This window comes from Kitasatospora sp. NPDC054939, assembly GCF_053610105.1.
This window is the reverse complement of sequence record NZ_JBSGXP010000024.1, coordinates 58,091-70,296: the sequence shown is the minus strand read 5'-3', so window position 1 is coordinate 70,296 and position 12,206 is coordinate 58,091. Positions and strand designations below refer to the sequence as shown.

Annotated in this window: 8 protein-coding genes; 3 read left to right on the top strand and 5 right to left on the bottom strand. The window is 73.7% G+C overall.

Annotated features, from left to right (window positions below):
* Positions 1-195: 195 nt before the first annotated feature.
* The 3 genes from ACWGB8_RS10095 to ACWGB8_RS10085 form a co-directional block, all read right to left on the bottom strand.
* Positions 196-1,986 carry a DEAD/DEAH box helicase gene (locus ACWGB8_RS10095; protein ID WP_452212075.1) on the bottom strand — a complete coding sequence of 597 codons (1,791 nt, stop codon included), beginning with the start codon at positions 1,984-1,986 and terminating at the stop codon, positions 196-198.
* 169 nt (positions 1,987-2,155) lie between these two features.
* Positions 2,156-2,359, bottom strand: coding sequence for a cold-shock protein (locus ACWGB8_RS10090; protein ID WP_452212073.1), 204 nt, complete (start codon positions 2,357-2,359; stop codon positions 2,156-2,158).
* A gap of 564 nt (positions 2,360-2,923) precedes the next feature.
* A complete protein-coding gene (locus ACWGB8_RS10085) occupies positions 2,924-5,101 on the bottom strand; it encodes an MMPL family transporter (protein ID WP_452212071.1) in 2,178 nt (725 codons plus the stop codon).
* A 493-nt stretch (positions 5,102-5,594) separates the two neighbouring features.
* Between ACWGB8_RS10085 and ACWGB8_RS10080 the strand changes: the two genes are divergently transcribed.
* The 3 genes from ACWGB8_RS10080 (at position 5,595) to ACWGB8_RS10070 (ending at position 9,940) form a co-directional block, all read left to right on the top strand.
* Entirely contained in the window at positions 5,595-7,847 is a 2,253-nt protein-coding gene (locus ACWGB8_RS10080; RefSeq protein WP_452212081.1) for an MMPL family transporter, read from the top strand.
* A gap of 144 nt (positions 7,848-7,991) precedes the next feature.
* Positions 7,992-8,885: a phosphotransferase enzyme family protein gene (locus ACWGB8_RS10075; RefSeq protein WP_452212069.1), complete on the top strand. Its 894-nt coding sequence runs from the start codon at positions 7,992-7,994 to the stop codon at positions 8,883-8,885.
* A gap of 158 nt (positions 8,886-9,043) precedes the next feature.
* Complete coding sequence (locus ACWGB8_RS10070; RefSeq protein ID WP_452212067.1) at positions 9,044-9,940, top strand: polysaccharide deacetylase family protein; 897 nt, start codon at positions 9,044-9,046, stop codon at positions 9,938-9,940.
* A 65-nt stretch (positions 9,941-10,005) separates the two neighbouring features.
* Here ACWGB8_RS10070 and ACWGB8_RS10065 read toward each other — a convergent pair whose 3' ends face one another.
* Complete coding sequence (locus ACWGB8_RS10065; protein ID WP_452212066.1) at positions 10,006-10,707, bottom strand: exonuclease domain-containing protein; 702 nt, start codon at positions 10,705-10,707, stop codon at positions 10,006-10,008.
* A 115-nt stretch (positions 10,708-10,822) separates the two neighbouring features.
* Positions 10,823-12,097, bottom strand: coding sequence for an SAV2148 family HEPN domain-containing protein (locus ACWGB8_RS10060; RefSeq protein WP_452212065.1), 1,275 nt, complete (start codon positions 12,095-12,097; stop codon positions 10,823-10,825).
* Between the last annotated feature and the right edge of the window lie 109 nt (positions 12,098-12,206).

The window sequence follows — 12,206 nt, the reverse complement described above, 5'->3', positions numbered from 1 at the left end:
GGGGCAGCCGTCAGCCGGCGGACGACAGCGAACGGTCGACGGCAGACAGTCAACGGTCGACGTTCGACGGATGGCAGCGGACAGTCACCGGCCGACGTCCGTCAGACGACGGATATCAGCCGACCGATCACAGTTCACCGACGACAGCCGACGGATGACAGTTGACGGCTGACCGATGACAGCCGACAGATCCTGTCAGTCGGACTTGCGCCGCTGGCGCCCCGTCCCGTAGTTGGAGCCGCTCTTCGTCCCCGACCCCGGCTTCGGCCGGCCCGAGGCGCGGCCGATGAAGCCCGCCGCCTGGCGCGTACCGCCCTGGCCGGATCCGCCGGACCCGCCGGACGCACCCGCGCCCATCCGCTGCTTGGGCCGCGGACGCCGCGGGTTGCCGTTGATGTCGACGTCGGTCGGCAGCCCCGACCGCTTGCCGGGGCGACGGCGCGCTCCACCGGCGGGCTTCTCCGCCTTGGCGCCCTCGGGGCCGGTGGCCGCCGCGGCGGCCGTCACCACGAGGGTGACCGGCACGCCGGTGGGCGTGCGGGCGCCGGTGATGCGGGAGAGCTCGTTGTCGCCCGGGCGGATCTTGGTGGTGGTCGGACGGATGCCGGCCACCGTCATCAGCCGGTTGACCTCGCGCCGCTGCTCGGGCAGCACCAGGGTGACCACGGTGCCGGACTCGCCGGCCCGGGCGGTGCGCCCGCCGCGGTGCAGGTAGTCCTTGTGGTCGATCGGCGGGTCGACGTTGACGACCAGGTCGAGGCCGTCGATGTGGATGCCGCGGGCCGCCACGTTGGTGGCGATCAGCGCGGTGACGAGCCCGTCGCGGAACTGGTCGAGCACCCGGTTGCGCTGCGGCTGGGACTTGCCGCCGTGCAGCGCCGCGGCCTTGACGCCGTTGGCGAGCAGCTGCTTGGCGAGCCGGTCGGCACCGTGCTTGGTGTGCACGAACATGATCACCCGGCCGTCGCGGGAGGCGATGTGCGCCGTGGTGGACGCCTTGTCGGCGGCGTCCAGCTGCAGGACGTGGTGGTCCATCGTGGTGACGGCGCCCGCCGACGGGTCGACGGAGTGCGTCACCGGGTCGGCCAGGAAGCGCTTCACCAGGCGGTCGACGTTGCGGTCCAGGGTCGCGGAGAACAGCATCCGCTGCCCGCCCTCGGCGACCTGCTCCAGCAGCTTGGTGACCTGCGGCAGGAAGCCCATGTCGGCCATCTGGTCGGCCTCGTCGAGCACCGTGATGGCGACGTCGGAGAGCCGGACGTCGCCGCGGCCGATGAGGTCGTCGAGCCGTCCGGGGGTGGCGACGAGCACCTCGGCGCCACGGCGGACGGCGTTGGCCTGCCGGGTGATCGACATGCCGCCGACGACGGTGGCGATCCGCAGATTGACGGCCGTGGCGTACGGGGTGAGCGCCTCGGTGACCTGCTGGGCGAGCTCGCGGGTGGGGACCAGCACGAGCGCCAGCGGGTGCCGGGAGTCGGCGCGCTTCCCGGCCGTACGGGCGAGCAGCGGCAGGCCGAAGGCGAGGGTCTTGCCGGAGCCGGTGCGACCCCGGCCGAGGACGTCGCGGCCGGCGATCGAGTCGGGCAGCGTGGCGCCCTGGATCGGGAAGGGCTCGGTGACGCCCTCGCGGGTGAGCGCGCTCAGGATGCCCTTCGGCAGGTCCAGCTCGGCGAAGGTGGCCGCCGGCGGGCGGGCGGGGGTGCCCTCGACGACGGTGAAGTCCTCGGTCACCGGGGCGGCCGCGGCGGAGCGGCGGGGAGCGCCGCCGTTCCCGGCGCCGGCGCCGTTGCGGCTGCGCGGCTTGCGCGAGCGGTCGCCGCGCTCGGCCCGGGGGGTGCGCTCGTCGCGCGGGGCGCGGTCGTCACGCCCGGCGCGCTCGCCGTGGGCGGCGCGGTCGGTGGTACGGGCCGCACGCTCGGTGCGGTCGGACGTGCGTGCGGTACGGGCGGAACGCTCGCGCGGCGTGCGGGCAGGGGTGGTCACGTGTTCTCCGTCGGAATCCGGTGGGCGCCCCTGCCGCTGCTGCGGGCGGGGGCGGGTCGGCCGTCGGGGGTGTGCGCCGCCCCGGCCGTTCGGCGGCATGGACGAGGGCCCGCACCGTGCGGTGCGGGCCCTCGCCGTGCGAGATCGCAAGTCAGCTGGGAAGCCGACCTCAGATGACGCGGATGTTCTCGGCCTGCGGGCCCTTCTGGCCCTGGGTGACGTCGAACTCGACCTTCTGGCCCTCAAGCAGCTCGCGGAAACCCTGAGCGTTGATGTTCGAGTAGTGCGCGAAGACGTCGGCACCGCCGCCGTCCTGCTCGATGAAGCCGAAGCCCTTTTCGCTGTTGAACCACTTCACGGTGCCGGTAGCCATAACCGTCTCCTCCTACTGGGGCATCAAGATCCACACCTCGTGGACCCGAGTAGCCGCGATCCCCATCCGGAGACTGAAACACCGGACAAAACAAATGCGCCTGTTGGTTGGGACCAGCAGGCGCACACAAGCGTTCATGGGAACCAAAACTGCAACTGATTCGACTGTAGCACGGCGGCAACCCCATTGACCGGGGAGTTTCTGCTGGGCACGTCACGTTTGGCGGCCCTGCGAAGGGGGCAGCCCCCGAGCCGCCCCGCCACCCGGCTCCACCGGGCTCCACCCGGCGCCTCCCCGCCCGGCCGGACACCGGCACCGCACCGCGCGCACCCCACGGACCGCCCCCGCAGAACCCCACCCGGCACCCCGCGGGCCCACCCGCACCCGCACCCGCAACGCGGGACGGCGCCCCGCCGAAGCGGGACGCCGTCCGTCGTGCGTCGTACGCGGCGCACCGGGCGCCCTCACGGGCACCCCGCGCCCTCCGCGGGCCCGCAGCGCGCCTTCACGCGCACGGGCCCGCGGACCGGCGCCCCGGACGGGCCGGGGCGCAGGTCCGGGGCGTCAGCGCCGCCCGGCCGTCTCCGGGACGCCCTGCGCACCGGTGGCCGGGGCCGCGCCGCCGTGACCGGCCGGGGCGGTGTCGCCGTGGCCGGGCCACCAGGCGGCACGGCCGATCAGCGCGGTGAGCGCGGGGGTGAAGAAGAGCGCCATCACGAAGGCGGCCAGGAAGATGCCGAACGCCATCGCGAAGCCGAACTCCAGCATGAAGATGTTGCCCGCGAGCATGAAGGTCGCGAAGGAGGCCGCCAGGATGAACCCGGCCGCCGCGATGGTCGGACCACCGTGGCGCAGCGCCTCGCGCGCGGCCTCGCGCGGGTTGCGGCCCTCGCGGGCCTCCTCCCGCAGACGGGCGATGATCAGGATGTTGTAGTCGGTGCCGATCGCCACCACGAACAGGTAGATGAGGATCGGCAGCATGAACATCAGGCCGGACTCCCCGGCCATGTTCTGGAAGATCAGCGTGGCGGCTCCGAGGGTCGCCGTGAAGCCGAGCCCGACGGAGGCCATCAGGTACCAGGGGGCGACCACGCTGCGCAGCTGCAGGGCGAGGATGAGCAGGATCAGCAGACCCGCGATCGGGAAGACCAACTTGTAGTCGTGGGTCATCGCGAGGTTGATGTCCTTGTAGACGGCGGTCAGACCGCCGACCTTCGCCTCGGTGCCGGCCGGGGCCTGCGCGTGGGCGACGTCGCGCAGCTCGGTGACGGTGTCGATCGCCTCGTTGCTGGCCGGCTCGTTCTTGAGCAGGACGGTGAAGTCGGCGGTCACTCCGTCGCCGCTCAGCTGCGGCTTGGGGGCGGCCTGCGCGACCCCGGGGACCGCGCCGAGCTTGGCGGCGTACGACTCGAAGGCGGCGGGGTCGAGCTTGGTCCCGGCCTTGGAGGTCAGGTACACGTGGCTCGGGTCGGCGGCGCCGGCCGAGAAGCCGTTGACCAGCTTGTCCTGGACGACCATCGACTCCTTGTCCTTGGGCATGGAGCTGCCCGCGAGGTCGAAGGTGCCGTTGTAGCCCAGGGCGCCGGCCGACAGGGCCACCAGCACGCCGCCGGAGGCCAGGGCGACCAGTCCGGGGCGCTTCTCGACCATGCGGCCGAGTGCGGTGAAGCGCGCGTTGCTCGGCTCGGACATCCACTTCTTGCCGGGCCAGAACACGCCCCTGGCCGGGATGACCGCGAGCAGGGCCGGCGCCAGGGTGACCGAGGCGACGGCGGTGACGACCACCGCGATGGCCAGGGCCGGGCCGAGCGCCTTGAACATGCCGAGGCTGGAGAGGACCAGCACCGCGAACGCGACGGTGACCGCGCCGGCCGCCGAGGCGATCGCCTCGCCGACCCGGCCGACCGCGTTGGCCACGGCCTCCTTGCGGTCGTCGCCCGCCCGCAGGCGCTCCCGGTAGCGGAACGCGAGGAACAGGAAGTAGTCCGTGCCGACGCCGAGCACGACGACGATCAGGATCGCCGAGAGGATCGGGGTGCTCTCCAGGTCGAACGCCTTGGTGGCGTAGGCGATCAGGCCGTTGGCGGCGGGCATGGCGAACACCAGCGAGACCAGCAGCGGCAGGATGCCGGCCAGCACGCTGCGGAAGATGATGCCGACGATGATCGCGACCAGCACGACGGTGCCCATCGCGATGATGGCGTCGGCGGAACCGGACGCCTCCTGCTGGTCCAGCGCCTGAGCGGCCTGGCCGCCGAGCTGGAACTTCAGGTCCGTCCCCTCGGCGAGCTTCTTGCCCTCCTCGCGGATGTGCTTCGCGGTCTCGCCGAACTTCTCCGACTGCTGCGTCGACTTGTCGATGGCGATCGGCGCGAGCGCGTACTTGCCGTCCTTCGAGGTCGTCTGCTCGGAGACCGGGACGATCTTCTCGACGAACTCGATCTTCTTGTCCGTCAGGCCCTGGACGAGCGTGGCCATGGCGGCCTTGTCGCCGTCGCTCATCGGAGCGCCGTCCTTGCGCTCGAAGAGCGCCAGGGCGGAGGGGGTGAAGCTGGACGGGAACGCCTTCTCCTGGAGCTCCGCGGCCTGGATCGACTCGTAGTGCTTGGGCAGGAACGCGGCCTCGTCGGTCTGCGCGTTGATCTTGGGGGCGCTCATCGCGATGGCCAGCATCGCGACCACCCATGCCGCGATGACCCACCAGGCGCGGCGGACGACGAATTGTCCTAGTCGGTGGAACATGCTCGAAATGCCTCCTGGGCATGGTTCACCGCAGCCCTTGGGGGACGGGACGCCGGGCGACGGCAGGACCGGCCGGCGGCGGTCCGAAACGGGGCCCGCTACCTAGCCGGTCGGCAGGTAAGTGACTGAGGACATCATCCTACGAGAACTTGCTAGCCGCCCGGCAAGCGGCCCCCCGTAGTCCAACCCCCTCGGGGACGCCGAACAGCGGCCCCGCACCATCTTCACCCGCCGACCGGCTTCCTGACCTCGTACTCCGGGTGGAGACACCTCCCCCTCAGGGTGGAGGTTTGTACTCCCCCCAGGGAGGAGGGTCGGGGTCGACCCCCTGGGGAAAACCCCACCCCGCCCCCGAGGCCAGCCCCAGGGCGAACTCCCCCGCCAGCCGGATACCGACCCAAACCTCCCTTCCCTACCTTCAGTTGCGGCACCTGAACCGTCTGACGTCCGATGTGATCCCCGGGGGGAAGTTCCCGTGAAAACCAAGCTCGGCATGGCCGCCGCCATGGGCTCGTGGAGCGCGAGACACCGCAAGACCGCGGTGTTCGGCTGGCTGCTCTTCGTCGTACTCGCCACCGTCCTCGGGGGGATGCACGGCAGCACCCAGATCAAGGAGCACGAACAGATGCCGGGCGAGGTGTCCCGGGCCGCCAAGATCCTCGACGAGGCCGGGCTCAAGTCGCCCGCGGCCGAGACCGTCCTCGTCCAGAGCACCACCCTGACCGCCGACTCGGCCGCCTTCAGGACCGTCGTCGGCCAGGTGACCGCCGCCGTCGACGGCACCGGCCGGGCCACCGACATCCGCTCGCCGTACGAGAGCCAGGCGATCTCGGCCGACCGGCACTCCGCCCTGGTGCAGTTCAACGTCAAGGGCGAGGACGACGAGGCGATCAAGAACGTCACCGCCCTGCTGAAGAGCGTCGCCGACGTGCAGAAGCAGCACCCCGAGCTCACCGTGGTCGAGCTCGGCGACGCCAGCAGCGGCAAGTGGTTCGACGAGCAGTTCAGCGAGGACTTCGCCCGCGCCGAGTGGACGGCCGTGCCGCTCGCCCTCGGCATCCTGCTGATCGCCTTCGGCGCGCTGGTCGCCGCGGTCCTCCCGGTGGTGCTGGCGATCACCGCCTTCGTCGCCGCCGGCGGGCTGGTCGCCCTCAGCAGCTCCTTCCTGCACACCAGCAACGACGCCAGCTCGGTGATGCTGCTGGTCGGCCTCGCCGTCGGCGTCGACTACTGCCTGTTCTACCTGCGCCGCGAGCGCGAGGAGCGGGCCGCCGGACGCGACCTCGACACCTCGCTGCGGATCGCCGCCGCCACCAGCGGCCGGGCCGTCCTGGTCTCCGGCGTCACCGTGGTCGTCGCGATGGCCGGCATGTTCCTCACCGGCATCGCCACCTTCCAGGCCATGTCGTACGCCACCATCGTGGTCGTCGTCACCGCCGTGCTCGGCTCGCTCACCGTGCTGCCCGCACTGCTCTCGATGCTCGGCGACAAGGTCGACAAGGGCCGCGTCCCGCTGATCGGCCGACTGCGCCGCCCCGACGCCGCGGCCGGCGGCCGGTTCTGGAACGCCGTCCTCACCCCGGTGCTGCGACGCCCGCTCGCCGCGACCGTGCTCGCCGGCGCGCTGCTGGTCGGCCTCTCCGCCCCGCTGCTCACCATGCACACCGCCAACCTGACCTTCCAGCAGCAACTGCCCGAGGGCAACCAGCTGGTCGAGGTCTCACAGAAGATCGAGGCCGCCTTCCCCGGCAGCCCGGCTCCCGCCTCGGTGGTCGTCAAGGCCGCCGACATCGACTCCCCCGCGATGACCGCCGCGCTCGCCGACCTGAAGGCGCGGGCGCTGGCCGGCGGCCGGATGCAGGAGCCGATCCAGATCAGCGTCCACCCGGACAAGAACATCGCCGTCGTCGACATCCCGCTCAAGGGCACCGGCAACGACGACGTCAGCACCGCGGCACTGAAGTCCCTGCGCAAGGAGATCGTGCCCGCCACCGTGCTCGCGGTGCCCGGCACCGAGGCCCCGGTCACCGGGCGCACCGCCGGCAGCCACGACTTCAACGAGAAGATGACCGGCTCGATGCTCCCGGTCTTCGGCTTCGTGGTGGTCTTCGCCTTCCTGCTGATGCTGGCCTCGTTCCGCTCGCTGGCGGTGGCCGCCACCGCCGTGGTGCTCAACCTGCTCTCGGTGGGCGCCGCGTACGGGGTGCTGACCCTGGTCTTCCAGCACGGCGTGGGCGCCTCGCTGCTCGGCACCGCCGGGGTGGGCGCGGTGGAGTCCTGGGTCCCGCTGTTCCTCTTCGTGATCCTCTTCGGCCTCTCGATGGACTACCACGTCTTCGTGGTCTCCCGGATCAAGGAGGGCGTCGACCGGGGCCTGCCCACCCAGGCCGCCATCGCGCACGGCATCCGCTCCACCGCCGGCGTGGTCACCAGTGCGGCGGTCATCATGGTCGCGGTGTTCGCGGTCTTCGGCACCCTGTCGATGCAGGCGATGAAGCAGATGGGCGTCGGCCTCGCGGTCGCCGTGCTGCTCGACGCGACGGTCATCCGCGCCGTGCTGCTGCCCTCGGTGATGAGCCTGCTCGGCGAGCGCAACTGGTACCTGCCCGCCTGGCTGCGCTGGCTGCCCGACCTCTCGCACGCCGAGAACTTCCCGCCGGTGGGCGCCGGTCGGACCGACCGGCAGTCCGCCGCCCCGACCCCGGCACCCGCCGACGGGCCCCGGCACCGCCGCATCGAGGTCTGAGCCCGCCCACACGCACCACCCGCACGGTCCGCACCACCGGGCCGATCCGACTCCCCCGGCCGGGCCCCGCATCACGCGGGGCCCGGCCCCCGTGCGTCAGAATGATCACCGTCGGCCGTCGGACCGAGGAACGGAGCAGCCGCCATGATCCCCTTCGACGAGGGCCGGGCCAGGCTGCTGCTCGCCCACGCCTGCGAGTCCGCCGCACTCCCCGCCCCCGGCGGCGCGCAGTTGCTGGCCCTCGGCGAGAACGCCGTCCTCGACCTGGGCGAACCCGCGGTGGTGGCCAAGGTCGGCCGCGGCCCCGAGCTGTACGACCGGGCGCACCGCGAGCTCACCGTCGCCCACTGGCTGGCCGAGCGGGGCGTCCCCGTGGTCCGCCCGTACGGTCCTGCGGGCGCCGAACCGCAGCTCGCCCACGGCCACCCGGTCACCTTCTGGCACCGGCTCGCCCCCGCCGTCCGGCCCGCCGAGCCGGCCGACCTGGCCCCGCTGCTGCGCGTCCTGCACCGGCTGCCGCTGCCGCCGTTCCCGCTCGGCCGGCGCGACCTCCTGGCACCCGTCGAACGCTGGCTGGCCTCCGCCGAGGGGCACATCGACCCGGCCGACGCCGCCTTCCTGCGCCACCGGCGGGACGCCTTCGCCGCCGCCCTGCCCGACCTGGTGCCCCGGCTGGCGCCCGGCGTCATCCACGGCGACGCGCTGCCGCGCAACGTCCACGTCGGCCCGGACGGCCCCGTCCTGCTCGACCTGGAGAACGTCTCCCAGGACCTCCGCGAGCACGACCTGGTCGTCCTGGCGCTCAGCCACGACCGGTACGGCGTGCCGGACGCGGCGTACCGGGCGTTCACCGCGGCGTACGGCTGGGACGTCCGCGACTGGCCGGGCTTCACGGTGCTGCGGGGCGCCCGGGAGACGGCCAGCGCCTCCTGGGTCGCCCAGCAGGTGCCGGGCAGTCCGGCCGCGCTCGCCGAGTTCCGCCGCCGGGTCGACTCGCTGCGCGAGGGCGCCACGGACGTCCGCTGGTACCCCTTCTGACGGTGCGCCCGATCCTCCGGCGCGGACGCGCAACCGGCGGGGTGGCGGCGGCGTCCCCGTGGGCAGACATCCTGACCCGGGGACGCTCCCGTCGCCGCCCCAGCACCTCAGGAGCCGCCGTGCCCGAGCACCGCACCCCTCACCCCACCCCTCACCGCATGCCCCGCCGGACCCGGTCCGCCGGCTGGGTCGCGCTCACCACCGTCCTCGCCGCCGCGCTCGCCCTGGTCGCCTGCGGCACCGCCAACGGCGCCCTCCGGCCGCAGCCCTCCGCCCGACAGTCCGGGCCCCAGCAGCCCGGCCCCCAGCAACCAGCAACCCCGGGCTCCGGCTCGCAGGACTCCGGCTCCCCGCGGCCCGCGCCGCCGCAGGGCGCCCCGGTGCCCTCGCCGCTGCTCACCGGCCCGCTGCCCACCGGTGCGCCCACCGCGCCCGGACCGCCCACCGGCGGGGTGGCGACCGACGTCGTCCGCTCCACCGCCTCCGGGGGCCGCAGTGTCGCGCTCACCTTCGACGACGGCCCGGGCGGCGCCACCGGCGCCGTGCTGGACCTGCTCGCCCAGTACGGCGCCCGGGCCACCTTCTGCCTGGTCGGCCAGCAGGTGCGCGCCCATCCGGAGATGGTCCGGCGCATCCTGGCCGCCGGGCACCGGCTCTGCAACCACAGCGCCGGGCATCCCCAGCCGTTCGCCAAGCTCTCGCACGACCAGGCCGTCCGGCAGATCGAGGAGGCCGAGCGGGCGATCGTCGAGGCGGGCGGGCCGGGGACGCAGGTGGCCTGGTTCCGCGCCCCCGGCGGCGGGTTCACCGCCGACAACCAGCGGATCGCCGCCGACCACGGACTGCGCCCGCTCGGCTGGTCGGTCGATCCGCGGGACTGGTCGCGCCCCGGGGCGGCGGCCGTGGTCGCCACCGTGCAGCGGGAGTTGAGGCCGGGCGGGGTGGTGCTGCTGCACGACGGCGGCGGCGAGCGCAGCCAGACCGTCGAGGCCCTGCGGCAGTTGCTGCCCTGGCTGGCCGGCCAGGGCTACCGCTTCGACTTCCCGGCGCGCTGAGCTTCGTTCCGCCGGGGGCTGTCCACCGGGCGGCCGCCGTTCGCCGGGCGGACCCGGCCGGACGGTCAGCGCAGCGGCCAGCGCGGGTCGACCACGGCCTGCGGGTCCTTGCTGCGGCGCAGCCAGGCCTCCAGTCCCTCGGCCCAGGAGCGGTACCAGCCGATCTGGCGGTGGTGCAGGTCGGGCAGCGGGAGGTCGCCGACCTCGCGCGGGTAGCGCTCGGCGAGCGCGACGGCGACCCGGACGGCGGCGAGGGCGTCGCTGCCGGCCTCGTGGGCGTCGGTGAGCTCGATGCCGTACACCTCGCAGACCCGCTGCAGGGTGCGCGAGCCCTTGCGGTACTTGTCCACGGCCCGGTCGATGACCAGGGCGTCCAGCACCGGGGCGATCGGGCCGCCGAGGCGCTCGCCGAGGTCGGGCAGGCCGTGGCGGCGCAGTTCGGCGTCGAGGAGGGAGAGGTCGAAGGGGGCGTTGAAGGCGACCACCGGGCGGCCGGCGGCCAGCCGCGCGCAGAGGGCCGCGGCTATCTCGTCGACGGCCTCCTTGGCGGGGCGGCCCTTGCTGCGGGCGAGGTCGTCGCCGATGCCGTGGATGGCCTCGGCCTCGGCGGGGATCGGGACGCCGGGGTCGAGCAGCCAGCCGGTGGCGGCCTCCCGGCGGGCTCCGACGGTGTCCACGAGGGCGGCCGTGACGATGCGGGACACGTCGGGGTCGGTGCCCGTGGTCTCCAGGTCGAAGCCGACCAGTGGCTGCTGCCACCAGCTCATAGGGGTGTGTCCTTCCGTCCTGCTCGTCGAGATCGACCCCTATCATCGCCCGGCCCACCGACAACCCGGCCGGGGCGGGCGCCCCGCACCCGGTCCGCGGGGTGCCCGCGGGGCGTCAGGAGACCGGCCGGGAGTCCCCCCAGACGCCCTCGAACTCCTCCCGGTAGACCTCCAGCAGCCCGGCCTCGGTGCCGCCCTGCTGCTGGCCGGCGCCGCCGCGCAGGACGAGGGCCGGTGACTCCATGCCGCGGGCCCGCCGCAGGTAGGGCTGGACGACGCCGAGGTCGCGGCTCTGCCGGCGGGCGCCGGCCTGGCCGGTGGGGCGGGGCCCCTCGACGAGGTAGGCGGTGAAGCGCGGGGTCTCGTCGAAGACCCGGATCTCGAAGCCGCCCTGGTCGCGCAGCCGGGCCCGGACCCGCCGCACGTGCATGATGTTCATCTCGATGGAGCGGGCGAGTTCGCCGCGGCCGATGCCGAGCTCGCGTTCGCGGCGGCGCGCCGCGCTGCTGGCCGGGTTGAGGAAGAGCAGCCGGACCCGGCAGCCCTCGGCGGCGAGCCGGACCAGCCGCTTGCCGGTGTAGTTCTGGCAGAGCATGCCGAGGCCGATGCCGAGCGCGTCCAGGCGGCGGGCGCCGTCGAGCAGGTCCTCGACGGGCAGGTCGCGCTGGAGCCGGACCCGGTCGGGGTGGACGGCGACGACGTCGGCGTAGCGGCCGGCCACCAGCGATTCGACGACGTCCGCGGGCACGCCGCCGGTGCCGCCGTCCAGCACCGCGAGCAGCCGGGCGGCGGCGCGCTCGGTCTGGGCGAGGACGGTCTGGGTGAGGGTGCGGTTGCGGGAGACGACGTGCCGGGCGACCTCCAGCTCGTCGAGGGCCAGCTCGATCTCCCGCCGGTCGGCGAGGAAGGGCTCGAAGCAGGGCCAGTGCTGGATCATCAGCTCGCGCAGCTGCGGGAGGGTGAGGAAGACCAGCGGGTCGTCGTCGGCGGGGTCGAGCAGGTAGCCCTTGCGGCGGCTGACCTCGCGGACCGCACCGGCCCGGTGGGCCCACTCCTCGCCGGCCGGTCCGGCGGCGGCGGTGACCCAGTCCTCGCCGTGGGCGGGGGCGTAGATGGGGTGCAGCACCTCGTCGACGAGCGAGCGCAGCCGCTGCTCGACCAGGTTGAGCCAGACGTAGGCGCGGCCGGAGAGCCGGACCCGCTGGTAGGCGTCCTCCCATTCGCCGGCCGACCAGGCCAGGGCGGGGATCTCGGCCGGTCCGCCCTGGGCGGGGACGAGGGCGCGTCCGGTCATCGAGGGGCGCATGACGACCGTCGGCGCCTCGCTGCGGGGGGTGCCCAGGTCGGGCCCCTCGGGCCCGCCGCCTCGGCCGCCGGCGGGGAACACCATGCGCTACCTCACTGGTTCCTGGGTGGTGCTACTGCTTCTGATGGTTCGACGTGTTCTGATGGTTCGCCACGAGCGCGGTGGGCGGCCGGACGATCAAGGGTACTGCCCG